The 23,862-nt window shown below is 74.5% G+C and carries 22 protein-coding genes and 2 pseudogenes; 17 read left to right on the plus strand and 7 right to left on the minus strand.

Annotated features, from left to right (window positions below; genetic code table 11):
- Nucleotides 1–112: 112 nt before the first annotated feature.
- Together ABVB68_RS25170 and ABVB68_RS25175 are read right to left on the minus strand one after the other, a co-directional pair.
- Nucleotides 113–1,792 (minus strand): sigma-70 family RNA polymerase sigma factor, encoded by a 1,680-nt coding sequence (locus tag ABVB68_RS25170; RefSeq protein WP_353603399.1) that lies wholly within the window; start codon nt 1,790–1,792, stop codon nt 113–115.
- Between the two features lie 284 nt (nt 1,793–2,076).
- Nucleotides 2,077–2,883, minus strand: a complete 807-nt coding sequence (locus ABVB68_RS25175) for an SGNH/GDSL hydrolase family protein (protein ID WP_353603400.1) — start codon at nt 2,881–2,883, stop codon at nt 2,077–2,079.
- Nucleotides 2,884–3,632: 749 nt separating this feature from the next.
- Here ABVB68_RS25175 and rpmG point away from each other — a divergent pair.
- The 12 genes and pseudogenes from rpmG (at nt 3,633) to ABVB68_RS25235 (ending at nt 12,225) form a co-directional block, all read left to right on the plus strand.
- A complete protein-coding gene (gene rpmG / locus ABVB68_RS25180) occupies nt 3,633–3,797 on the plus strand; it encodes a 50S ribosomal protein L33 (RefSeq protein ID WP_353603401.1) in 165 nt (54 codons plus the stop codon).
- Between the two features lie 45 nt (nt 3,798–3,842).
- Nucleotides 3,843–4,103 (plus strand): type B 50S ribosomal protein L31, encoded by a 261-nt coding sequence (locus ABVB68_RS25185; protein ID WP_353603402.1) that lies wholly within the window; start codon nt 3,843–3,845, stop codon nt 4,101–4,103.
- 37 nt (nt 4,104–4,140) lie between these two features.
- Nucleotides 4,141–4,263 (plus strand): type B 50S ribosomal protein L36, encoded by a 123-nt coding sequence (gene ykgO / locus ABVB68_RS25190; protein WP_353603403.1) that lies wholly within the window; start codon nt 4,141–4,143, stop codon nt 4,261–4,263.
- A 522-nt stretch (nt 4,264–4,785) separates the two neighbouring features.
- The gene (locus ABVB68_RS25195; RefSeq protein ID WP_353603404.1) at nt 4,786–5,757 is read left to right on the plus strand and encodes an asparaginase; all 972 of its coding nucleotides are present in this window, start codon (nt 4,786–4,788) and stop codon (nt 5,755–5,757) included.
- A 275-nt stretch (nt 5,758–6,032) separates the two neighbouring features.
- Nucleotides 6,033–6,521 (plus strand): SRPBCC family protein, encoded by a 489-nt coding sequence (locus ABVB68_RS25200; RefSeq protein ID WP_353603405.1) that lies wholly within the window; start codon nt 6,033–6,035, stop codon nt 6,519–6,521.
- Nucleotides 6,514–8,133 (plus strand): phytoene desaturase family protein, encoded by a 1,620-nt coding sequence (locus tag ABVB68_RS25205; RefSeq protein ID WP_353603406.1) that lies wholly within the window; start codon nt 6,514–6,516, stop codon nt 8,131–8,133. Before ABVB68_RS25200 ends, ABVB68_RS25205 begins: the two co-directional genes overlap by 8 nt.
- Nucleotides 8,134–8,259: 126 nt before the next feature.
- A complete protein-coding gene (locus tag ABVB68_RS25210; protein WP_353603407.1) occupies nt 8,260–8,712 on the plus strand; it encodes a hypothetical protein in 453 nt (150 codons plus the stop codon).
- A 54-nt stretch (nt 8,713–8,766) separates the two neighbouring features.
- A complete protein-coding gene (locus ABVB68_RS25215; RefSeq protein ID WP_353603408.1) occupies nt 8,767–9,648 on the plus strand; it encodes an SDR family oxidoreductase in 882 nt (293 codons plus the stop codon).
- A 52-nt stretch (nt 9,649–9,700) separates the two neighbouring features.
- A complete protein-coding gene (locus ABVB68_RS25220) occupies nt 9,701–9,937 on the plus strand; it encodes a hypervirulence associated TUDOR domain-containing protein (RefSeq protein WP_353603409.1) in 237 nt (78 codons plus the stop codon).
- 70 nt (nt 9,938–10,007) lie between these two features.
- A pseudogene (locus tag ABVB68_RS25225) lies at nt 10,008–10,495 on the plus strand (MSMEG_6728 family protein).
- 64 nt (nt 10,496–10,559) lie between these two features.
- Nucleotides 10,560–10,849, plus strand: a pseudogene (locus tag ABVB68_RS25230) (oxygenase MpaB family protein); the annotation flags it as partial.
- A gap of 503 nt (nt 10,850–11,352) precedes the next feature.
- Complete coding sequence (locus ABVB68_RS25235; RefSeq protein ID WP_353603410.1) at nt 11,353–12,225, plus strand: SGNH/GDSL hydrolase family protein; 873 nt, start codon at nt 11,353–11,355, stop codon at nt 12,223–12,225.
- 70 nt (nt 12,226–12,295) lie between these two features.
- On the opposite strand, the gene ABVB68_RS25240 is transcribed toward ABVB68_RS25235, so the two are convergent.
- Genes ABVB68_RS25240 through ABVB68_RS25255 form a run of 4 tightly spaced genes read right to left on the minus strand, consistent with a single transcriptional unit; the run spans nt 12,296 to nt 17,386 of the window.
- Nucleotides 12,296–13,336: a DUF5914 domain-containing protein gene (locus ABVB68_RS25240; protein ID WP_353603411.1), complete on the minus strand. Its 1,041-nt coding sequence runs from the start codon at nt 13,334–13,336 to the stop codon at nt 12,296–12,298.
- Complete coding sequence (locus ABVB68_RS25245) at nt 13,333–14,391, minus strand: phytoene/squalene synthase family protein (RefSeq protein ID WP_353603412.1); 1,059 nt, start codon at nt 14,389–14,391, stop codon at nt 13,333–13,335. Before ABVB68_RS25245 ends, ABVB68_RS25240 begins: the two co-directional genes overlap by 4 nt.
- Nucleotides 14,388–15,932: a phytoene desaturase family protein gene (gene crtI, locus ABVB68_RS25250; RefSeq protein WP_353603413.1), complete on the minus strand. Its 1,545-nt coding sequence runs from the start codon at nt 15,930–15,932 to the stop codon at nt 14,388–14,390. The genes ABVB68_RS25245 and crtI overlap by 4 nt, the downstream gene beginning before the upstream one ends.
- Nucleotides 15,929–17,386, minus strand: coding sequence for a polyprenyl synthetase family protein (locus ABVB68_RS25255; protein ID WP_353603414.1), 1,458 nt, complete (start codon nt 17,384–17,386; stop codon nt 15,929–15,931). Before ABVB68_RS25255 ends, crtI begins: the two co-directional genes overlap by 4 nt.
- A gap of 587 nt (nt 17,387–17,973) precedes the next feature.
- On the opposite strand from ABVB68_RS25255, the gene ABVB68_RS25260 reads away from it, so the two are divergent.
- The 3 genes from ABVB68_RS25260 to ABVB68_RS25270 are packed head-to-tail and all read left to right on the plus strand — an operon-like array spanning nt 17,974 to nt 21,463.
- The gene (locus ABVB68_RS25260) at nt 17,974–19,197 is read left to right on the plus strand and encodes a lycopene cyclase family protein (RefSeq protein WP_353603415.1); all 1,224 of its coding nucleotides are present in this window, start codon (nt 17,974–17,976) and stop codon (nt 19,195–19,197) included.
- Nucleotides 19,194–19,913 (plus strand): class I SAM-dependent methyltransferase, encoded by a 720-nt coding sequence (locus tag ABVB68_RS25265; RefSeq protein ID WP_353603416.1) that lies wholly within the window; start codon nt 19,194–19,196, stop codon nt 19,911–19,913. Before ABVB68_RS25260 ends, ABVB68_RS25265 begins: the two co-directional genes overlap by 4 nt.
- The gene (locus ABVB68_RS25270; RefSeq protein WP_353603417.1) at nt 19,910–21,463 is read left to right on the plus strand and encodes an FAD-dependent oxidoreductase; all 1,554 of its coding nucleotides are present in this window, start codon (nt 19,910–19,912) and stop codon (nt 21,461–21,463) included. The genes ABVB68_RS25265 and ABVB68_RS25270 overlap by 4 nt, the downstream gene beginning before the upstream one ends.
- Before the next feature lie 90 nt (nt 21,464–21,553).
- On the opposite strand, the gene ABVB68_RS25275 is transcribed toward ABVB68_RS25270, so the two are convergent.
- Complete coding sequence (locus tag ABVB68_RS25275) at nt 21,554–21,913, minus strand: STAS domain-containing protein (protein ID WP_353603418.1); 360 nt, start codon at nt 21,911–21,913, stop codon at nt 21,554–21,556.
- Nucleotides 21,914–22,089: 176 nt separating this feature from the next.
- Between ABVB68_RS25275 and ABVB68_RS25280 the strand changes: the two genes are divergently transcribed.
- A complete protein-coding gene (locus ABVB68_RS25280) occupies nt 22,090–22,938 on the plus strand; it encodes an RNA polymerase sigma factor SigF (RefSeq protein WP_353603419.1) in 849 nt (282 codons plus the stop codon).
- Between the two features lie 194 nt (nt 22,939–23,132).
- Nucleotides 23,133–23,561, plus strand: a complete 429-nt coding sequence (locus ABVB68_RS25285) for an ATP-binding protein (protein WP_353603477.1) — start codon at nt 23,133–23,135, stop codon at nt 23,559–23,561.
- The last annotated feature ends 301 nt before the right edge of the window (nt 23,562–23,862 follow it).

The following is a 23,862-nucleotide window of genomic DNA, read 5'->3' on the forward strand; positions in this document are numbered from 1 at the left end:
CGGCCAGAGGTCGCCGGTCGGTGACAGACGGGCAGTGACTGTCGGTCAGGGGCCGCCCGGCAGTGAAGGTGTGGGCCAGTGACCAGTGGCCGCCGGCCGGGGACGGCGCCGGTCAGAGCTTGGTGCCGAAGTCCTGTGTCCACCAAGGGCCGCCCCCGCCGTCGTGGACGCCGACGCCGATGTTCTTGAACGAGCAGTTGAGGATGTTGGCACGGTGGCCGGGACTGTTCATCCAGGAGTCCATCACGGCCTGCGGGGTCTGCTGGCCCTTGGCGATGTTCTCGCCGTAGGTGGACCAGCGGTATCCCGCGGCGGTGATGCGCTGTCCGGGGTCGGCGCCGTCCGGATTGGTGTGCTCGAAGAAGCCGCGGGCGGCCATGTCGTCGGAGTGGGCCTGCGCGGCCTTCTCCAGTTGCGGGTCCTCGGTGACCGGTCCGCAGCCCGCCGCCGCCCGCTCCTTGTTCACCAGCGCCACCACCTGCGCGACGGTGCCCGCGGGAGCCGGATCGGCCTGCGGCGCGGAGGACGCGGTCCGGGTGGGCCGGGGGGTCGGTGCCGGAGCCGGCGAGCTCTTCTTCGGGGGCTGCGGGGTCTTCCTGGCGGGCTTCGGCTTCTTCGAGGCCGAGGCGGTCGGCGTGGGAGACGTCGTCCGGGCCGGCGACGAGGTCTCGCTCGCACTGGGTGCGGAGAGGTCCACGACGGGGGCGCCGGTGGCGGCCGCGGTCGCCGTACCGTCGCCGCCCGTACCCGAGTCGGTTCCGAAGTACCACAAGCCCCCGCCCGCGACACAGGCCGCCACCACGGCGCCCCCGACGGCCCGGCGCCTCACGCGCCGACGCCGGCGCGCCTCACCCCGGGACCCCGTCCGGCCGCGAGCGGTGCCGTGCCCGGTCGCCGCGTCCCTGCCGGAGTACCCGGCGGACATGTCCGCCGCCGAGCTCGTGCCGGAGTGGGCGGACACGTCCACCGCCGGCGCCGAGCCGGCACCGGCCATCGCGTCCGCGGTGGGGCCCCACTCGGCGAGCAGCGCGGGGGAGACACCGACCAGCGCCAGGCCGGCCAGCAGCCCCTCGGCGGGCATCAGACCGCTCCACAGCCCGGCGCACCGCACGCAGCCGCGGGCGTGCCGGGCTATTCGCTTGCGCCACAGCGCCGAGGGCCGCCCGTCCCAGGCGGCCAGCATGCCCTGGAGTTCCTCGCACCGTGGCTGCGACTCCAGTGCCCGTACCACCACCCGGGCCGCCTCCAGTTGGGCCTTCATCCGCTGGACCCGCACCGCCGCGTGCTGCGGCGACAGCTCCAGGGCCGCCGCGACTTCCCCGCGGGTCAGCTCACCGGCGCACTCCAGCCACCACAGCGACAGAAGTCCCCGGTCGTCCGGCTCCAGCCAGCGGGTGGCGCGCGCGGTCTCCTGCCGCTGGCCGGACAACTGCAGTTGCATCATGGTCAGATCCACGAAGTCCGCGCCCGGATCGGCGAGGTCCTCGGCCTCCTCCACGCCGACCGGCGCCGCCTGCCGGGCCTGCCAGTGCGCTCGCACCTGGTTCATCGCGATCGCCACGATCCAGGAGCGGAAGCTTTCGGGAGTACGCAGTTCGCCCAGTGCGCCCAGGGCGCGGAGCATGGTCTCCTGCACCACGTCGTCGACGTCGACCGAGCCGTTCAAAGCGCGGCCCACGACGTTGTAGACGAGCGGAAGGTGCGCGCTGACCAAGGCGTCCTGCGCCGCAGCGTCCCCCGCCCGGGCAGCGGTCACGAGTGCCGCCGTCCCCACCGTGCGCTGTGTACTCATCAATAGCTTCCCTGTCCTCGATGCCGGACGGAGCTGCCCGACACATGGGAGACCGCCCGGCGAGCCCCGGATAACACTTATTCGGAGGCTCGTTCGAGGAGAGGTTCGTCGGACCGGCCGACGATCGCAATGGAGGGGATCACAGTGAGACGGACCAGGGATCCTTATGGGTGGGTTCCGGACCCTTTTCACGGACTGAGGCCTTCAGGGGACCTTGACCCATGCCTGACGGTCCCTCATTTCCGCCGGGAGGGTGGGCCGTCTGCCGTGCCCGCGGCCGGAGTTCAGGCCGTGCGGGTGAGGAGGGGGAGGTAGCCCAGGGCCTGCCCGGAGGCCGTGGGGTGGTACGACTCCGTGAGGTTCAGCCACTCCACGCTGCGCAGCCAGGGGCTGGACGAGCAGATCTCGTGCCCGGTGAAGGCGCCGCGGACGTCGGCGAAGGTGAACCCGTGCGCGGCGGCGCGCTCGGCGATCACGCTGTCGAGATGGTCCACGGCCGCGTTCAGGGCGGACCTCTCCGTGTCGTGCAGGCCGCCCTGGCAGGTGCCGTGGAGCTGGTAGAAATGCGGATAGCCGAGCACCACGACATGGGCGGCCGGGGCCTTCAGCCTGATCGCCGAGTAGAGCCGGTCGAGGTTGGCGGGGAGGGCCCCGTCGATGAAGGTGTTCGCGCGGGCGACGGCGGACGTGCAGATGCCGGTGCCCGGCAGCACGCAGCTCGCCATGACACGGGCGTAGCCCGAGTCGCTGCCGCCGACGCTGATGCTGACCAGGTCGGTACGGCGACTGAGCGGACCGAGCTGCGTCGCCAGGACATCGGTGGTCCGGGCGCCGTTGCACGCGTTGAAGCTGAACGACGAGGCATGCGACGCGGCCCACAGCACGGGGTACGCCCGGCTGCTGCGGAAACAGCTCGGGTCGGAGGTGACGTAGCTGCCCGCGCCTACACCGGCCGCGTAGGAGTCGCCCAGGGCCACGTAGTCCAGCGCGGTGCTGTTCGACGCGGCCGGCGCCGTGGTGGGGCCGGCGAAGGTGCAGGCGGCCGCGAGCAGGAAGGCGGACGCACACGACGCTGTTCGGGACCTTCTCATGGTTCTGCTATAGCGGGCGCGGGGCGCCCCCACCCGTCGTGCTCGCCCGTTCCGCTCAGCCACGTTGACAAACGGCCCGGCAGGTGCCGCCGCCGAAGCGTCCCGTCGCGGCGGGGGTGGCGCCGACACGCGGGCGCGCGCTGTCGCCGGCGCCCCCGTCGGCGGAATTCACCCGGTGAGCCGTCACCCGGACGGCAGCACCCCGCGACGGCCCGCCGGGTCGCGGGATCACCCGTGGCCGGCGGACGGACCGCATGGCCGAAGCCGTAGGAGCGACTGCTTTCCGGACCGGGCGGGCCGCCGGGTCGAAGCGGTACGAGTGACTGCTTCCCGCACCGGGCGGACCGCCGGGCCGAAGCGGTACCAGCGACTGCTTCCCGCATCGGGCGGTCCGCCTGGTCGAAGCAGTACCAGCGAGTGCTCACCGCACCGGGAGGGCCGCCGAGGCGAAGCCGTACGGGCGAGCGGGAATGCGGGGTGGCCTCGGTTGGTTGTATCAGGCGTGGTCGTGAGGGGGACAGTGTCCCCGGGCCTCACCTATCGCCCATGAGGACGATCGTCCGGCTGAAGCCTCATGGAGCATCTCGCCGCGCAGGCGACCGCCCTTCACGATCACGATGCCGTTCGCGGGATCCGGCCGCTGCCCGGTCCGGACCCCATGACAGAACCGGGAATGCCACGGCCATCGGTGGCGTTACCCGTCAGTGACATGCTCAGGACAATCTAGAGCGTGTGAAGGGAGAAACCCCATGGCAGGCAACACCGTGCGTCCCGTCGTCAGGCTGAGGTCCACGGCGGGGACCGGAGTCACCTACGTGACGCGGAAGAACCGTCTGAGCGACCCGGACCGGCTCGTGCTGCGCAAGTACGACCCGGTCGTCGGCAAGCACGTCCCCTTCCGCGAGGAACGCTGACCCACGCAGCCGCTCGGGAAGAACCGTGACAAGGAGGCATACCTCATGAGGTCCGGCATCCACCCCACGTCCCGGCCGGTCGTCTTCCGCGACCGTGCGGCCGGCACGCACTTCCTGACCCGCTCGACCGCGACCGCGTCGCAGACGATCGAGTGGGCGGACGGAAACACCTATCCGCTGATCGACGTCGAGATCTCGTCGGCCAGCCATCCCGTCTACACCGGCACCACGAGGGTCGTGGACACCGCCGGCCGCGTCGAACGCTTCCAGCGTCGCTACGGCCACCCGGTCACATCCCGAGCCTGACCGCGCACGCCGGACCCGGCACGAGGAGAACCCAGCCATGAAGGTACGCAGGTCGCTGCGCTCGCTGAAGTCCAAGCCGGGCGCCCAGGTGGTGCGCCGCCGCGGCGTGGTCTTCGTCGTCAACAAGAAGAACCCGCGCTTCAAGGCGCGCCAGGGCTGACAGCCGCCGGCGGTGCCGCGGATCGCGGTAGGCCGACGGCGCCAGGGCCGGTACACCGACGCGCGGGGCCGGCCGACCCCCCGCGGGTCCGGTCGGCCCCCCGGCGGGTCCGGCCGATCCGCTCCGGTCCGGCGGGACCGGCTGATCCGCTCCGGTCCGGCGGGTCCGGCCGATCCGCTCCGGTTCGCCGGGTCCGGCTGATCCGGTCCGGTCGGTCCGGCGGAGGCCGCGGTCGACCGGTCCGGTCGTCCCTGCGGTCGGCCCGAGCGGTCGGCCCCGGTCCCGGCGGCACCCGTCGCGACCGGGGCCGACCGGTGCCCGCTCGGCCCTGCGGCGCGGGCGCCGGCCGCGCCGGCCGGTCCGCACCCCCGGCCCCACCCCGCAGGTCGCCTGTCGGTACCGTGGCGGGGAAGTTCTCGTGGGTGATCTGCTCAGCTCGCCCCCGGATCACGGCACTTCACGCGGCGGGCCGGGCGGGTCGGCCCCGATGTCCGCCCGTGCCCGTCCGGAAGGTCACCGTCGATGCCTCACCCCGCCGTAGCAGCCGGTACCGCCGCCAGCCCGGTCCTCGCCGAAGTCGTCCGTTCCGGATTCGTCGAGGGACGGCACCGGGGCAGCCTGGTGCTGCTCGCCGCCGACGGCTCGGTGGAGCTGGCGCTCGGTGACGTGACCCGCCCCGTCTTCCCGCGCTCCGCCAACAAGCCGATGCAGGCGGCGGCCGTGCTGCGGGCCGGAGTGGCGCTCGACGGCGAACGGCTGGCCCTCGCGGCCGCCAGCCACTCCGGCGAGGCCTTCCACCGCGACCTGGTGCGCACCATGCTCCGCGAGCACGGACTGAGCCCGGAGCAGCTGCGGTGCCCGCCCGCCCTCCCGCTGGACCAGGAGGAGCAGGAGGCCTACCTGGCAGCCGGCGGGCGGCGCGACCGGGTGGCCATGAACTGCTCCGGCAAGCACACGGCGATGCTCGCCGCCGCCACCCTGCGGAAGTGGCCGCTGGAGTCGTACCTGGAACCGGACCACCCGCTCCAACGACTCATCCGTACGGTGGTGGAGGAGGCGGCCGGTGAGCCGGTGGCCGCCGTCGGCACGGACGGTTGCGGGGCGCCGCTGATGGCGCTCGGCCTCACCGGCCTCGCCCGCGCCTTCCGCGGGTTCGTCCTGGCCGGGCCCGGCACGCCCGAGCGGCGGGTGGCCGACGCCATGCGCGCCCATCCCGAGTACGTCGCGGGCACCCGCCGCCACGACACCTTGCTGATGCGGGAGATCCCGGGCGCCCTGTCCAAGGTGGGTGCGGAAGCCGTCCAGGCCCTCGCCCTGCCCGACGGCCGCGCTCTGGCCATCAAGGTCGAGGACGGAGCCGCCCGGGCCCTCGGCCCGGTCCTGGCACGCGCACTGGAACTGCTGGGCGTGACGGCGCCGGTGGTGGAGCGGCTCGGCCGGGTGCCGCTGCTGGGCGGGGGACGAGAGGTGGGGGAGGTCCGGCCGGCGTTCTGACGCGGCGAGCCCCCGGTTCGGAAAGGGGCTGGGCGTTGGCCTCGTACGACGGCGGGAGCCGCCCCGCGCAGAGTTGCGGCCCTCGCTCGCGCCGGCGAGTGCGGCCTTCCGGACGGCCCCGCGGCCCACCGCCTCCCAGTCGTCCTCGGTCTGCGCGCTCGTCACGACGTCCGCCGGCTGTGCGGCCGCGGCTCCCGGCGCCGGATGGTTGATCCACCGCGTGCCGGGGAACTCGGCGTTCGGTTCTTCGCCGGCTCGACCAACCGGAGGCGTGAGTGGCGGTACGTCATCGACTGATCAAGGCCAGCCCCGCTGCCGTGTGGGAGGTCCTCGCCGACGGCAGCCGGTATGCGGACTGGGTGGTGGGCACCGCGTCCTCGCAGCCCAAGCGCGGCCGGTGGCCGCAGGAGGAGGCGTCCATCGAGTACGAGATCAGGCTGGGACCGTTCCGGCTCGGCAACGAGACGATCGTACGGCGCTGCCGTGCGGGTTCCGTCCTGGAACTGGAGGCCAAGGCGGGCTTCCTCGGCACCGCCCGGATCGCCATCGAGCTGCGCGAGTGGGGCCGGTACTGCCTGGTCATCGTGGACGAGCACCCGCTCCAGGGCGCGGGCGGCATGCTGCACAACGCGGGGTTCGAGGCGCTCATCCAGCTGCGCCACCGCGCCATGCTGGCCCGGCTCGCCGCGGCGTGCGAGGACGGTGAGCGCGACCGGGCGGCCGCACGGCGGGTGCCGGGCCGTGCCGGAGCCGATCATGCCTGACGCCGTGGTGATCGGCGCCGGCCCCAACGGGCTGGTGGCCGCCAACATCCTGGCGGCCGCGGGATGGAGCGTCCAGGTACTGGAGGAACAACCGGAACCGGGCGGCGCGGTCCGCCACGACCGCGGGGTCGACGCCGACTTCGTCAACGACCTCTTCAGCTCCTTCTATCCCCTGGCCGCCGCCTCCCCCGTGCTGTCCGCGCTCCATCTGGAGGACCACGGGCTGCACTGGAGCCACGCGCCGCAGGTGCTGGCGCATCCGCTGAGCGACGGCCGGTGCGCCGTGCTCGACCGGCGGATCGACGTCACCGCCGACTCCCTGGACGCGTTCGCACCCGGCGACGGAGCGGCCTGGCGGCGCCTGTTCGCCCTGTGGCAGACCGTTCGCGAAGACCTGCTCGACGCCCTGTTCACCCCGTTCCCGCCGGTCAGATCCCTGGCTCGGCTGGCCCGCACCCTGCGGACCGCGGGCGGTCTGCGGGCGGCACGGTCCCTGATCCTTCCGGTGCGCCGGATGGGGGAGGAGGAGTTCCGCGGCGAGGGCGGCCGGCTGCTGCTGGCCGGCAACGCCCTGCACGCGGACCTCGCCCCCGAGTCCGCGGGCAGCGGCGGCTTCGGCTGGCTGATGTCGATGCTGGGACAGACGTACGGTTTCCCCGTGCCGGTCGGCGGCTCCGGCGCGCTGACCGAGGCCCTGGTGCGGCGGCTGCGCGCGCACGGGGGAGAGCTGCGCTGCGGCGAGCGGGTGGAGAACGTCACCGTGCGCGACGGGCGGGCCGTCGGGGTGCGGACCGCCTCCGGGGAGTCGGTGACCGCGCGGCGGGCGGTGCTGGCGGACGTGGCCGTACCCGTCCTTTACCAGCAGCTCGTCGGACCCGAGCACCTGCCCGCACAGCTCATGGAGGATCTGCGGCGCTTCCAGTGGGACTTCGCCACCTTCAAGGTCGACTGGGCGCTCGACGGACCGGTGCCGTGGCGGGCCGAGCGGGCCTGCCGGGCCGGGACGGTCCACCTGGCCGACGGCATGGACGAGCTCACCCGGTTCGCGGCCCAGATCGCCATGCACCAGGTGCCCGACCGTCCCTTCGCCCTGTTCGGGCAGATGACCACCGCGGACGCCACCCGTTCCCCCGCGGGCACCGAGTCGGCCTGGGCCTACACCCACGTCCCGCACGACATCCGGGCGGACGCCGGGGACGAGGGCATCACCGGTAAGTGGCGCCCGGCGGACCAGGAACGGATGGCGGACCGCGTGGAACGGCAGGTCGAGCAGTTCGCACCCGGCTTCCGCGCACGCGTCCGCGCCCGCCGCGTCCTCGCGCCCCCCACCCTCCAGGCCCTGGACGCCAACCTCCTGGACGGCGCCATCAACGGCGGCACCACCAACATCCACCAGCAGCTCCTCTTCCGGCCGGTACCCGGCACGGGGCGTCCCGAGACCCCTCTGCCGGGGCTCTTCCTCGCCTCCGCCGGGGCCCACCCCGGCGGCGGTGTGCACGGTGCTCCCGGAGCCAACGCCGCCCGATCCGCACTGCGCGCGCACCGGGCACCCGCACTGGTCCGCGCCCAGCGGCTGCTGACCCGCCGCGACCGGACCGGACACAGGCGCTGACCGCGCCGGCCCGCGCCGCCCCGTTCGGCCGATGCCGCATCCGATCGCCCCGCACACCGGGAAGGGGTTCACAGCAGACGAGCGTCCGCCGGCTCGGCGGCGTCCGGCCACAGAGCGGAGAGCGGCATGAGCGAGCACCAGGACGGTCCCGACCACCGCCACCGGCGCCCCGAAGGAGTCGACGACAAGACCGTCGAAGCCCTCGGCGCGTTGTCGAAGGCACTGGAGACCACCGAGCGGGCCCGCGGCCACCTCTACGGCTTCCACCAGCTGACCGGCGGGGCCGACCTGCAACTGGACCGGGCGGTACGGCTCCTGCGCGAGGCCGGGCACGCCGAGTGGGCCGACACGGTGGAGACCGAGATCCTGGGCCGCAACGTCATCCCCGGTCACTGGACGTTCCAGGTGGTCGAGGCCTACAACGCCACCTACTACCGGCCCTTCCAGGAGCTGGAGCGCAGCATGGTCGCCGAACTGGCCCAGGGCCGGGACCACCTGTACGAGGCGGAGCTGAAGGAAGCCCGCCGCACCCCCGGCCACCCCGACCACACGGCCCTGCCCCCGGGCGCGGAGAGCTGACCGCGCCCGGCCGGCCGCGGCGGAAAGCCCCTCGCACGACAGAAAGGCCCACCCGTGTCCAGCAGCCCCCTGAGGAACCGAACCGTCGTGGTGACCGGAGCCGCCCGCGGGGTGGGCGCCGCGCTCGCGCACGCGGTCGCCCGGCGGGGCGCCCGGCCGGCGCTCCTCGGCCACGAGAAGGACCTGCTGGAGGCGACCGCGGCGATGATGCCCACCCCCGCCCTGGCGATCGAGGTCGACGTGACCGACCTGGCGGCCCTGCGGGCGGCCGCGGACGAGGTGCGCCGGCGGCTGGGCCGCCCCTCCGTCGTGATCGCCAACGCCGGACTCGCGCTCGGGGGCCCCTTCGAGACCACCGCCCCGGCCGACTGGCGCCGCGTGGTCGACGTGAACCTCACCGGCAGCGCCCAGACCGCCATGGCCTTCCTCCCGGACCTCTACGCGACGGCGGGCTACTACCTGCAGATCGCCTCCCTGGCCTCGCTGGGCGCCGCCCCGCTGATGAGCGCCTACTGTGCCGCCAAGGCCGGCGCCGAGGCCCTCGCGCACTCCCTGCGCGCCGAGGTGGCCCATCGGCGGGTCGCCGTGGGCATCGGCTACCTCAACTGGACCGACACCGACATGGTGCACGACGCGGACCGGCACGCCGTGCTGCGTGAACTGCGGGCCGCCATGCCCCCGCCGGCCCGCCGGGTGACCGACGCCGACGTCGTCGCGGAACGGCTCGTACGCGGCCTGGAGCGGCGGCGCACGGCCGTGTACGTACCGTCCTGGCTGCGGCTGGTCCAGCCGGTGCGGGCGGCCCTCCCGCCGGTCGTGCTGCGCGTCTCGCGCCGCAGACTGCCCCGGCTGGAGGCCGAGGAGCCCTTCGTCGCCACCGGGCTGCTCGGTGCCGGGGGCGAGGCCGACCGGGCCGTGACGGGGCGCACCCCCTGAGCCCCGCGGCCCAGCGCGAGCCCGGACCGCACCGGTGAAAGGAACGACCGTCATGACCGACGAGAACCGGAAGGGCCCGGACGAACGGCTGGGCAAGGGCGACGAGGTGACCTGGAAGACCCGCGGAACGACCACCGAGGGAAAGGTCGAGCGCAGGATCACCCGCCGGACGAAGGCCGCCGGCCGCACGGTCGACGCATCCCCCGGGGAACCGCGGTACGAGGTCCGCAGTGCCGGGTCCGGCCGTTCGGCGGTGCACAGGCCGTCCGCCCTCCGCAAGAAGAAGTGAACCGGCGAGCGGTCCCCGCGGCCCGGCCGGACGCTCCCGCCGGCCGGGACCCCACCGAAGGAGGGCGACCATGCAGACCTTCCTGCCCGATCCCGACTTCCACCGCAGCGCGCTGCTCCTGGACCGCAGGCGCCTGGCAAGCAGCGCGTCGAGGCGTTGCAGGTCCTGCGCGGCCTGACGGTCCCGGGGTACGGCTGGCGCAGGCACCCGGCCGTCCGCATGTGGCACGGATACGAGGAGGCGCTGGTCCGGTACGGCCTGGAGATCTGCCGGGTGTGGCGGGACCGGGGCCACCAGGACAGCTGTGCCGCCTCCCTGGTGGCCGGATTCGCCGGATGCCGCCCCGGCGCCCCCGTCCGCGACCAGCAGGCGCTCGCGGCCGCCGGTGAGCTGCCGCCCTGGCTCGGCGACGAGGCCTTCCACCTCAGCCACCGCTCCGCCCTCGTCCGCAAGGCCCCGGAGACCTACGCGAAAGAGTTCCCCGGCGTACCCGACGACCTGCCCTACGTGTGGCCGCGGTCCGACCGGGAACGCGACGAGGTGCCCACGCGCCCGTGAGCGCGGGGCGGCTCCGGAGACGGAGGGACGCGGGCGTGCGGACGTACGCGCCCAGCCGGGCGCGCTGATCTCCCGGCGGGTCGCGGGCCCCGACGGGCCGGCCGTGCGGGCCCGGATCCACGGCACGCCCGGCCCGCGCCCGTTCGCGCCCGGCCGCCCCGTCCGCACCGTGCACGGTGACGCCTCGCTGTTCATCGGAGGCGTCGGCGCCCCGCTGTAGTCCCCGCACCCCCTCGCCATGGCGGTCGTGGCCGCCCACTCGGGGTCCGCGGTGACCCCTGGGGACGGCCGCAGCGCACCGGCGTCTTCCTGGCGGTGACCACGCACGGTACGGCGGCCGACGCACAGGCGGCCGCCACCGGGGACCGGCCGCCTGCACACGCGAACCGTCCGCTGGGCGACGCCCCGGCCCCCGGCCCCGGCCTCCGGCCCCGGCCCCCGGCCCCGGCCTCCGGCCCCGGCCCCCCGGCGCCTGACGGCGCGCCGGGTGACGGTCTCCCAGGGAAAGCGGCTCTCCGACCGTGCCCCGGGGCGACGGTCGCCGGGGAACAGTGGCTGTCTGCCGTGGAAATGACGGCCCGTCAGCGGCAGGTGCTCGCGCGGGATGCATGAGCGTTTCAATAAGTTCGGTCGGCAATGTTGACTGGGCGATCCGGCGCCCGCACATTACCTATCGGTAGTACCCAGCGGTAATCCCGTGACCGGCACTTCACCCGCCGACGTGCGTGCGTCCGTTCGCCACGCATCGCCGGCCGGCCCTCCCCTGGCTCGAGCCGCCGCACCTTCGCGTACCAGCACGCACCTGGGCACCGCCGTGCCCAGGTGCTCCGTGTCCCCGCCACGAGAAGGAACCGCCCATGCCCATGCCCGTCCTGCGCCGTGCCCTCACCGCCGCCTCGGCAGCCGCCGGCGCGCTGTCCCTCAGTCTCACCGCCGTCCCCGCGCACGCCGCGCCGCCCCTGAAGTACGCCGCGCTCGGCGACAGTTACAGCGCCGCCTCCGGGGTCCTGCCCGTCGACCCCGGCAACCTGCTCTGCCTGCGCTCCACCGCCAACTACCCGCACGTCATCGCCGCCCGCACCGGGGCCCGGCTGACCGACGTCACCTGCGGGGCGGCCCAGACCGAGGACTTCACCGAGGCCCAGTACCCCGGGCTCGCCCCCCAGGCCGACGCGGTGACCCCCGACACCGGCCTGGTGACGTTCACGATCGGCGGCAACGACAACGGCACCTTCATCAACGCCATCACGTCCTGCGGCACCGCCGGCGTACTCAGCGGCGGCCGGGGCAGCCCCTGCAAGGACCGGTACGGCAGCTCCTTCGAGGACGCGATCGACGCGAAGACGTACCCCGCGCTGAAGACCGCTCTGCGCGCCGTCCGCGCCAAGGCCCCCGACGCCCGTGTGGCGGTCCTCGGTTATCCGTGGATCACGCCCGCCACGGCCGACCCCTCCTGCTTCGCCAGACTGCCGATCGCCTCCGGAGACGTGCCGTACCTGCGCGCCCTGCAGGCACACCTCAACGCCGTCGTCCGGCGCGCCGCCGAGGAGGGCGGGGCCACCTTCGTCGACTTCGCCCAGGCATCCGAGGGGCACGACGCCTGCAAGCCCGTCGGCACGCGGTGGATCGAGCCGCTGCTCTTCGGGCAGAACGTCGTCCCGGTCCACCCCAACGCCCTCGGCGAGCAGCGGATGGCGGAGCGCACCATGAACACGCTGGGCATCGGCTGACAGCCCGCCGACAGCCGGGGAGCACCCCCCGTCAGCCGGGGAGCACCGGGCACCGGCCGGCAGGCCGCCGTCAGCCCGGGAACCGTCCGGTCGAGCGCAGCAGCCAGCGCCGTTCGGCGTAGGCGAGGTCGTCCCGCCACAGGCGTCCGGCCGCCGCGCGCACCAGGGGCCGCAGCAGCGGCGCGCCCCCGCGCGCCACCGCGAAGCCCGGCCGGTCGGAGGCCGCCACCACGGCCTCGATCACGGCGGTACGGGGCCGGCCCAGCACGTCGGGTCCGAGGGGGGTGGCGTGGGACTCCACGACGGATCCCGCGCCCTCCCCGTCGGTGATGCGCATGACGACGGTGCGCGGTCCCGGTGCCGTGAACTCGGCCCGCACGGGCACCACCAGCCGCCCCGCCACCTTGAACGACACGTCGACCGTGAAGGCGTCACCGGCGTCGTCACCCGTGTCGTCCCCGGATCCGTCCCCGGGGTCGCCGGGTGAGCCCACCACCGTCAGATCCACGAACGAGTAGGGGTGGAACCAGGCGCCGTGCCACGGGTCGAGGCGGTTGGCCACGACGTCCTCGGGCTCGCACGTCCCCGTGCCGACGTAGACGGCCGTCAGCGCGCGCGACAGCTCCGGCCGCCGTGGGACGACCGGCGCGGGCAGCGGTTCCTCGCCACCGGCCTCGTCCAGGCGCACCCAGACGAGCACGCCGTCGTCGTGCGCGGGAAGCGGCGCCCAGCCCGCGCACGGGCTGCCGTCCAGGGCGAGCCCGTGCCAGTGGCACACCAGGGTGCCGCGGCGCACGGGGCTGTCCCGCAGAGGCGCTCCGAGATGCGGGCAGCTGCCCGGGCCGGCCACCGGACGCCCGTCGGTGCCGCGCCAGAGCACCACCTCCTGCCCGGCGACCGTCCGCCCCAGCGGGCGGTCGGATCGCAGGTCGCGTGAGGCGCCGACGACGTACCAGTTGCCGGCCGGACGGGCCTGAGCCCGTTTCAGTGCCTGGGCGATCACCGACGGCCTGGCCTCCCGCCAGGTCGGGCGCTGGCGCTCCCAGGGCACGGCACGCCTGCGCAGCGACAGCGGGAGACGGCCGCGCCCGGCCGGCCCGCGGGCGTTCACACGACCTCCCGCGAGACGGGCGAGGCGGGGGACACGGGCGAGACGGCCGGGCGCGGTGCCGCGTCCACGACGCGGGAGGGCAGTGGACGTTCGGCCATGGCCGCCCGGCCCCCGGGCCGGCCGCGGGCGCGCAGTCGCGCGGCCATGACCCGGACGAGCCCGTCGGCGGCGACCGCGGCACGGCGCCGACGCGGCACCACGGCCCGGCGGTGCAGCACCGGGTACCCCTCCCTGGCGATGGCGTCCAGAATGCCGCCGTAGAGCACGAACGCGGTGCGGATGCAGGGTCTCGACACCGGATCGAGCATCCCTACCCCCGGGGCCGCCTGGCGGTAGACCCCGCGGGTGAGCGCCTCGAACTCCCGCAGCGCGGCGGTGATACGGCGGTCGGGCCGGCCCGTGTCCCTGCTCCAGCGCAGCAGCGGCCGGTCCACGCCGTGTGCCGCGAGGAGGTCGGCGGGCAGGTAGACGCGGCCCCGGTCGAGGTCCTCTCCGACGTCCCGCAGGAAGTTGCTGAGCTGGAAGGCCACGCCCAGCGCGGAGGCGTGCGGTGCCGCCTCCTCGCGCGGGACGACCGTGCCGAGCACCGGCAGCATCTGCAGCCCGATCACCGCCGCGGAGCCGTGCATGTAGCCGCACAGGTCGGCGTAGCGGGGATAGTCGGTCACCACCAGGTCGGAGCGCATCGCGGCCATGAAGTCGGTGAAATGCGCGTGCGCGATGGCGTACCGGCGCGCGGTGTCGGCCAGGGCCAGCACCACGGGCTCGTCGGTGCGCCCGCCCCGCAGACCCCGGTCCAGACTCCGCGCCAGGTCTTCCAGCACAGCGTCGCGCCGGCCGGCGCCCGCGCCGGGGTCGAGGGAGTCGACGATGTCGTCCGCCCAGCGCGCGAAGCCGTACAGGGCGTGCACGGCGGGCCGGCGTTCGACCGGCAGCAGCCTGGTCGCGAGGAAGTACGTCCTGCCGTGCCGTGCGTTGAGCGCGCGGCAGTGGCGGTACGCCGCGCGCAGCGCCGGATCGGTGATCCGGGCCGCGTCGAGTTCCCGGTCGGTCATACGGCGGTCTCCTTCGGGCGGGCCGCCGGAGCGGCGCGCTTGCTGGGGGACGGGCGCCCCGGCAGGCCGGTGACGCGTGCCGCGGCGAGCTTCCCCGACACCAGCACGGTCGGCACGCCGACGCCCGGTGTGGTGCCGCACCCGGCGAGGACGGCGTTCTCGGTGCCGCGTACGAGGTTGCGGGGCCGGAACGGCCCGGTCTGGGCGAAGGTGTGGGCGGCCGAGAACGGCGTGCCCGCGGCATGGCCCTGGGCGTGCCAGTCGGCCGGGGTGACGAGGCATTCCCGCTCGATGGCGGCCCCGATGCCGTCGAGACCGCGCCGCTGGAGTTCCCCGAGCAGCGTGTCCCGGTAGCGCGGGGCGAGATCGGTCCAGGCGGCGGCCCCGGGTCCGATGTCCGTGTTGGGGCAGGGAGCCAGGACGTAGTGCAGATGGCGGCCCGGGGGAGCCAGTCCCGGATCGCCGGCGGTCGGCCGGGTGATGAGCAGCGAGGGGTCGCTCATCAGCTGCCCGGTGCGGGTGAGTTCGTCGAAGGTGGAGCGCCAGGCGGCGCCGAAGGAGAGAGTGTGGTGGGCGAGTTCCGGCCAGGTGCGGTCGGTGCCGGCGTGCAGGACGACCGCGGACGGGGAGTGCCGCAGCCGGAGCGGCCGCCGCGGCGGGCGGCCCAGCAGCCGGTAGGCGACGGGCAGGTCGGGGGTGAGGACGACCGCGTCGCACGGCAGGCGGTCCTGGTCGGTGAGGACCGCGGTGACCCGCCCGCCCGAGCGTTCCAGGCCGGTCACGTTCTGCCCGAACCGCAGATCGGCGCCCGCGTCCGCGGCGGCGTCCGCCATGGCCCGCGGCAGGGCGTGCATGCCGCCCCGGGGGAAGTACACGCCGGCGACGGTGTCCATGTAGGCGATGACGGCGTACGCCGCCAGGGCCCGGGCGGGCGGCACACCCGCGTACAGGGCCTGGAAGGAGAAGATCCGTGTCAGCCGTTCGTCCTTGAGGAAGCGGCCGATACGGGTCTCGAGCCGGCCGAAGCCGCCGAGTGCGGCGAGCCGGACCAGGTCGGCGTTCAACAGGCCCAGCGGCGAGTCGAAGTTGGCGTCGATGAACCGGCGCATCTGCGCCCGGTGGATCCGGACGAGCCACTCGCGCAGCCGCCGGTATCCGGCCGCCTCACCGGCCCCGGCGAACCGCTCCACCTCCGCGGCCATCGCCTCGGCATCGGTGTGCACGTCCAGACGGCTGCCGTCCGCGAAGCAGGCCCGGTAGGCCGGGTGCAGGGGGATCAGCTCGACGCGCCGGTGCAGGCTGTCACCCACGGCGGCGAACGCCTCGTCGGCCAGGTCGGGCATGGTCAGCACGGTGGGACCGGTGTCGATGCGGTAGCCGCCGAGCTCCAGCCGGCCGGCCCGGCCGCCCGGCAGCGGGTCGCGCTCCACGACGGTGACCCGGCGGCCGGCGCCCAGCAGATGCAGGGTGGCGGACAACCCGGCGAGTCCCGCTCCGACGACCACGACGTGGTCGGTGCGTCCGGGCAGGGCGCGCGTCATCGGCGGGCCTCCCGCTCGGCGGAAGCGTACGGGGGCGCGGAAGCGTCTGTGGACGTGGAGGCGGAAGCGCATGTGGAGGCGGAAGCCGACGTGGACGTGGAAGCCGACGTGGACGTGGAAGCCGACGTGGACGTGGAGGCGGACGTGGACACCGACGCGGACGCACTCGGTGCGCCGCGCTCGGGACCGCCTTCGGGGGACGTGCCGTCCGCGACGCCGCCGAGCATCCGGCGCAGCCGGGCCGCACCGTCCGGGGCGAGCCGTGCGCGGTCGAGGTGACGCAGCCCGCGCGCCACGAACCGGCCGATCGCGGTCTCCACCGCGGCCCGGGCGCCGGTGCGCACCAGCACCTCGCGCACCTCGTCGAGGCCCTCCCAGGTCAGGGCGCCGTCCCCGAGCGACCGCCGCAGCACGGCCAGGGCGTGCCCGTCGGCGGCGGCTTCGGCCCGGGCCCGCGCGAGAGCGGCGAGATACGTCGGCTTGCCCTCGCGGACGTCCGAGCCGCACGGCCTGCCGGTCCGCCGGGGATCGCCGAAGACGTCGTCCAGGTCGTCGCGCAGCTGGAACGCCATGCCGACACAGCGGCCGGCGGAGCACAGCGCCCGCGTCGTGACCTCGTCGGCGCCGGCGAGGGCGGCGCCGAGCGCCAGGGGCCGTTCGACGGAGTACAGGGCGCTCTTCAGGCAGGCCGCGCGCAACGCGCGGGGCAGCGAGTACCCCGGTGCCATCTGTCCGTGGACGTCCAGGTACTGACCCGCCACCATCTCCGTGCGCATGTCACTCCACAGGCGGCGCACCGCGCGCGCCGTCGTCGGATCGAACGGCGTCTCGGCCACGAGGTCGTCGGCCCAGGCGAGCGCGAGGTCCCCGGCCAGGATCCCGGCGGCCTCCGCGAACCGCCCGGCCCGGCGGGAGGACGCCGCATCCGCGTACCGGTCACGCAGTCCGGCGTGCAGCGCGGGCCGGCCCCGGCGGAGTTCCGCCCCGTCCATCACGTCGTCGTGGACCAGGGCGCAGGTCTGCAGCAGTTCGAGCGCCGCGCCGACGCGCAGGGCGGGCGCGAGCGTCACGGGGCCGCCGCAGGCGCGCAGCGACCACCACAGCAGCTGCGACCGGGTGCGCTTGCCACCCGTGCGGGTGAAGTCGGCGACCCGTTCGGCCAGATCGCCGGCGAACAGCGCGTCCACGGCGCGGGCGCGGGCGAGGCGGTCGGCCAGCACGTGGTCGAGCACCCGGCCGACGGCCCCGCGCACGTCCGCGTCGACCGCACGCGCCTCACCGATTCCCGGCGGGAGGAGCGGATCGGCCCCGCCCCTCCCGCCGTTCGCGCCACCCCCGGCTGCGCCCGCGGCGTCGGCCTCGTGCGCCCGAGCGGGCGATCCCGGCACCGGCACCAGGCGTGGGACGGGCGGCGGCGCTGCCGCGTGGTGTTCCTTCGCCTGCGTGGGACGCATCCCGGTTCCTCTCGTCGTCACGGACCACCGTCAGCCACGTCTTCGGCTCGGGCGCCGGACACGGATGCAGCGTGTGCCGGACACGGTCGCGACGCGTGCCGGACGCGGATGCAGCGCGCACCGGACGCGGTGGCGGCGTGAGCCGGGGCGGGCGGCACGCCTTGTGACGATGTGTCTTCCACATTCGTCCGTGTCTGTTCCACGTTCACCCCCAGCGACGACGGCCGGTCGCGGCGACCGGGTGACCCGCATCCGGGCGGGCACACGGGCGGGATTGCGCGGAGGTGTGCGGTGCGTGGCGCGCAGGCGGGGGGAGGTTCGTGTCTGTTTCCCGTTCACCCGCAGCGAGGACGCCCGGTCGCCGCGACCGGGTGACCCGCATCCGGGCGGGCATCCGGGTGGGAATACGCGGAGGTGTGCGGTGCGTGGTGCGCAGGCGGGGGGAGTTCGTGTCTGTTTCATGTTCACCCGCAGCGAGGACGGCCGGTCACCGGGACCGGGTGATCCGCATCCGGGCGGGCACACGGGCGGGAATACGCGGGAGGCGCGCCGTGCGTGCGCGCGGGAGAAGCAGGGAGGGAGCCGTCGTGGTCGACGCGGATGTGGCCGTCCTGGGCGCGGGAGCCGCCGGACTGTCCCTCGCCCATCGGCTGGCCGGGGACGTGCCGGGGCTGCGGACGCCGTCCGTGCTGCTCGTGGACGCGCCGCCGGGGCCGCTGCGCCCACCACGCCGGACCTGGTGCTTCTGGGAGCCCGGCGCGGGCCGCTTCGACGCCGCGGTGACGGCCTGGTGGCCCCGGCTGCGGGTGCGCCCGCCGACGGGTGACCCGATCGAGGGAGACCTCGCTCCGCTGCGGTACAAGATGATCCGGTCCGACGACCTCGAGGACCTGGTCGGGCGGAGGCTGGCGGACAGCCCGAACGTGCGGCGCCTGACGGCGACGGCCGAGGCGGTGGAGGACGTCCGGGGAGGCGCCCGGATCCAGCTGACCGACACGGACGGCCGAGCACGCGTCCTCACCGCCCGCTGGGTGTTCGACTCCCGCCCCCCGGGCAGCCTGCCGGCCGCCCGCACCACCCTCCTTCAGCACTTCCACGGCTGGTTCGTCCGCACCGCACGGCCGGTCTTCGACCCCGGCACCGCCGACCTCATGGACTTCCGCACCCCGCAGCCCGCACACGGCCTGTCCTTCGGCTACGTCCTGCCCACGGGACCGCACGAGGCGCTCGTGGAGTACACCGAGTTCTCCTCCCGGCCGCTCGGCGTGAGCGGCTACGAGGCCGCGCTGCGGCAGTACACCGACGAGGTGCTGCGGCTGGGCGGCCTCCGGGTCCTCGCCACCGAGACCGGGCTCATCCCGATGACGGACGCCCCCATGCAACGGCAGGTGGGAGCCTCGGTGTTCCGCATCGGCGCGGCCGGCGGTGCCACCCGGCCCTCCACCGGCTACACGTTCGCCGGACTGCAGCGCCAGACCCGGGCCGTGGCCGCCGCCCTGCGCCAGGGACGCAGGCCCGAGCCGCCCGACCCCCACTCCGCCCGCTCACGCGCCATGGACGCCGTCCTGCTGCGCACCCTGGACAGCGGCCGGGCCGACGGCCCCGCGCTGCTGTGCCGGCTGTTCGACCGGGTCCCCCTGCCACGGCTCCTGCGCTTCCTCGACGGACGCACCCGCCTGCGCGAGGACCTCGCCGTCGGCCTGCACGCGCCCATCGTCCCGATGCTCCGCTCGGCTCTCGAACTGCCCGCCCTGCCCCGGCGCCCCTTCGACCACCCCCGCCCCGACCAGCCGCCCCTGGAGACCGCATGACCCTGCTGCGCGACGAGGACCTCACCGCCGCCTTCGACCACGCCAGCCGCAGCTACGACACGCTGGTGGCCGCCAACCCCGGCTACCACGCGCACCTGCGGCGCTCGGTACGCCGGCTCGGCCTGCCGGGACACGGCGCGGGCCTGCGGCTGCTGGACCTCGGCTGCGGCACCGGCGCCTCCACCGCCGCGCTCCGCTCGGTTCTGCCGGCGGCCCGCGTCACGGCCGTGGACGCCTCCGCCGGCATGCTGGCCCGAGCCGCCGCCAAGCCGTGGGCGTCCGGTGTCACGTTCGTGCACACTCCGGCGGAACGCCTGGCGGAGGCGGGGGTGACCGGCCCCTTCGACGCGGTGTTCGCCGGCTACCTCTTCCGCAACCTCGCCGACCCCGACACCGTGCTCGCCACCGTCCGCGAACTGCTGCGGCCCGGCGGACGGCTCGCGGTGCACGAGTACACCCTCAGCGGCCGCCGCGCCGACCGCGCGGTGTGGACGGCGGTGTGCCGGGGCATCGTGCAGCCCACCGCGACCCTCCTCGGCGACGGCGCGCTGTACCGCCATCTGTGGCGCAGCGTCGTGGACTTCGACACCGCCGGCCGCTTCGCGGACCGACTGCGCGCGGCGCACTTCGACCATGTCCGCGCCCTGCCGCTGCCCGGCTGGCAGACGGGCATCACCCACACGTTCGTCGCCCGGCGCGGCGAGGACGTCCGATGACCGGCCGCCCGCCCCGCGACACCGCCCGCCGGGGCCGCGACCGGCGCGCCCACGTCCTCCCGGCCCGGCCGGGGGTCCGGCGCGTCACCGGCGACCGCCCCACGACCGCCGTCGTCGGCGGCGGCATCGCCGGCCTCGCCGCCGCCACCGCGCTGGCCGAGCGCGGTGTCGCCGTCACCCTCTACGAACGCCGGCCCTACCTCGGCGGGCGCGTCGGCGGCTGGCCGACCGAACTGGCGGACGGCACCACGGTGACGATGAGCCGCGGCTTCCACGCCTTCTTCCGGCAGTACTACAACCTCCGCGGGCTGCTCCGCCGCACCGACCCCGGACTGCGGCGGCTGACCGGCCTGCCCGACTACCCGCTGCGGCACGGCGGCGGCGCGCACGACAGCTTCCGGCACGTCCCGCGGACCCCGCCGTGGAGCGCGCTCGGATTCGCCGCGCTCAGCCCGTCCTTCGCCCTGCGCGACCTGCGCACCCTCGATCCGGTGGCGGCCCTGCCGCTGCTCGACGTGCGCGTCCCCGAGGTGTACGCCCGCCTCGACGACATCAGCGCCCATGACCTCCTGGACGCCGTCCGCTTCCCCGCGAAGGCCCGCCATCTGGCCTTCGAGGTGTTCTCCCGGAGCTTCTTCGCCGACCCGCGGCAGCTGTCGGCGGCCGAGATGGCGCTGATGTTCCACATCTACTTCCTCGGCTCCGCCGAGGGCCTGCTGTTCGACGTGCCCCGCGAACCCTTCCCCGCTCTGTGGGATCCGCTGGCCGACTACCTGCGGCGGCACGGCGCCGAGGTGCTCACCGCCACACCGGCCGAGCAGATCACGCCGGTCGCGGACGGCGGCCACCGGATCGCCACGGGCAGGGACGAGCGGTCCTTCGACAGCGTCGTACTCGCCCTGGACACCGCCGGTCTGCGCTCCCTCGTCGCCCGTTCGGACCGCCTGGGCGACGCTTCCTGGCGCGAGCGGATCGCCCGGCTGCGCAACGCCCCACCGTTCCTGGTCAGCCGCCTGTGGCTGGACCGGCCCGTGGCGCCTGACCGGCCGGGGTTCCTCGGGACCAGCGGCTTCGGCGCCCTCGACAACGTCAGCGTGCTCGAACGCTGGGAGGACGAGGCCGCCCGCTGGGCCGGACGCAACCGCGGATCCGTCGTGGAACTGCACGCCTACGCGGCCCCGTCGCACGTGCCCCGGGACGTCGCGCAGAAGGGGCTCGTCGAGCAACTGCACCGGGTGTACCCGGAGACGCGTACGGCCACGATCGTCGACGCCCGCCACGAGTGGCACGACGACTGCCCGCTGTTCCCGGTGGGCGGCCACCTCGACCGGCCGACCGTCCGCACCCCCGATCCACGCCTCGTCGTGGCCGGCGACCTGGTCCGCACCGACCTGCCGGTGGCGCTGATGGAACGGGCGGCGACGACCGGGTTCCTGGCCGCCGACGCGCTCCTGGAGCAGTGGGGCGTACGGGGCCAGACCCTCTGGACGGTGCCGAACCGCGGCCGCAGCGCCGCCCTGCGGGCCCTCGCCAGGTGGGGGAGCGGATGACGGCGCGCACCTGACGGGGCGGGACACGGGGCCGGGCCGCCGTTGCCGGCCGCCTCGCGCGCCGGCCGGCCGGTGCCCGCTCCGGATCCGTCAGTCTCCGGCGGTGCGCAGCGCCGCCTCGCGGGAGTCGGCGACGGTGAAGTGGCCGAGCGTTCCGCTGACGGTGAGCAGCCTGAGCACGCTGTCGTGCAGCGGCCCCAGCAGGATGAAGGAGCGCCCGCCCGCGTGATGGCGCTGTTGCGCCTCCAGCAGGGCGCTGAGCAACTGGCTGTCCCCGAATGTCACTCGGGACACGTCCACCACCGTGGCCGGCAAGGCGGCCTCGTCCGCCTCGGCCCAGGCGGCCCGGAGGAGGTCGCACTCGTCATAGTCGACCTCGCCGCAGACCGTGATCTCGAAGATACGATCGTGCCGCGCGATCAGCACAGTCGTTCCGGACTCCCACTCCATGCCGCCATCCTGGCATCCGACACCCCGTGAAGGCGATGCCACCCCCGGAAGGAGGACCCGAGACCTTTCCGAAACGGTCGGCGCGGGGCGGGAATGCGCAGCGTGGGCGGGGGTAGACGCGCTCTCGTCGTGAAAGTCGCACGAGAGTAACGGCGTACCAACCGGGAGGGGACATCATGACGGCGCTGACCGTGGCGGGCCAGGGGATGGGGGCGGCGGTGGGGTTGCCCGAGGTGGCTGATCCTTCGAGGGTGGCTCCGAAGGACGCGCGGGAGTTGTCGCGGGTGTTCTTCGATCAGCTGGCGGTGCTGGAGGAGGGGTCGGCGGAGTTCCAGTATGCGCGGAACACGCTGATCGAGATGAATATGTCGTTGGTGCGTTTTGCGGCGGGCCGGTTCCGTAGTCGTGGGCCGGAGGAGATGGAGGACATCGTTCAGGTCGGGATGATCGGTTTGATCAAGGCGATCGATCGTTTCGAGTTGACGCGTGAGGTGGAGTTCACGTCGTTCGCGGTGCCGTACATCGTGGGGGAGATCAAGCGGTTCTTCCGTGACACGTCGTGGGCGGTGCATGTGCCGCGGCGGTTGCAGGAGGCGCGGGTGCAGTTGGCGCGGGCGACGGAGGAGTTGCGGAGTCGGTTGGGGCGGACGCCGACGGTGGGGGAGTTGTCGGAGCTGATGTGTCTGTCGCAGGAGGAGGTGGTGGAGGCCCGGTTGGCGGCCAATGGGTACAACTCCGCTTCTCTGGACGCGGCGATCGGTGCTGGTGAGGAGGGTGAGAGTGCGCTGCGGGACTTCATCGGGGCGGAGGATGCGGCGCTGGGGCTGGTGGAGGATTTCCATGCGCTGGCGCCGTTGATCGCGGAGCTGGGGGAGCGGGACCGGCTGATTCTGCATCTGCGTTTCGTGGAGGAGTGCACGCAGGCGCAGATCGGTGAGCGGCTGGGTGTGTCGCAGATGCACGTCTCGCGTCTGCTGTCCCGCACGCTGAAGCGGCTGCGCGAAGGGCTCCTCACCGACCACTGACCCCCGCCCGCCGATCGATCGGAGTCGCCGGGGCGGGCATGGCGAGCGGAAAGACGGGCAGACGCAGCGGAGTGAAGGTTTCGACAACGGCTACCACGGTGGCAGTGCCCCGCACCGGCGCCGCCACCGTGCCCTGTTCCGGCGGCGGCGACGCGGCGGCGCCCGGCGACGGCTCCGCACCGGCCCCCGCGCCGATGCGGACCACGACGGCGTTCGACGGCGGCGGCGGTTGCATCGCCGAGGCACGACGACGGGCGGCGCGCTTCCTGGACCGGGCGCGGTCGGAACACGGCATGCCGGTCTCGGCCCGGGCCTTGGACGTCACGCGGCTGGTGGTCAGCGAGCTGGTCACCAACGCCGTCAAGTACGCCCCCGGACCAGTCCTGTTGGACCTGTGGATCACCGGCGGACTGGTCGAGGTGGCGGTCTGGGACTCGAATCCGGCCCTGCCGCTGGCGCATGCGGCCGAGCCCGGCCGGGTGGGGCGGCACGGCCTGGAGATCGTCATGTCCGTCGTCCACGGCTTCGAGGCCCGGCGCGAGCCCGTGGGCAAGCGGATCGCCGCCCGCATCGCGCTCACGGACGACGATCGGCGCGGGCGCGCCGGCGAACCTGCCCTGTGAACGCCCGATGAGCCGGGCGAGCCCGCCCCCGCACGCCCGTACCGGCCACCGGCGATCCGGCGGCCATGACGCCCACGGCCCGAACGGCAATCGAACGAACGGAAGTCACACCACCGCAAAGGATGAGGATTCGCAACCGTCGCCGAGGCAGGCGATGTTCACAGGCGCTGCTCACGGGTGGAGGGGCCGCTCCGGCGGTGAGTTCCGCCCGCGGTCCGCAACCGACTCCGGCACGCGGTGGCTTGCGTCCGGGAGGCCGATGCGGGACTGTTGTCGGAAGGCATCTATTTCCCAGCGCAGG

The sequence above is a fragment of the Streptomyces sp. NPDC096012 genome, from assembly GCF_040426375.1.
Classification (GTDB): domain Bacteria; phylum Actinomycetota; class Actinomycetes; order Streptomycetales; family Streptomycetaceae; genus Streptomyces.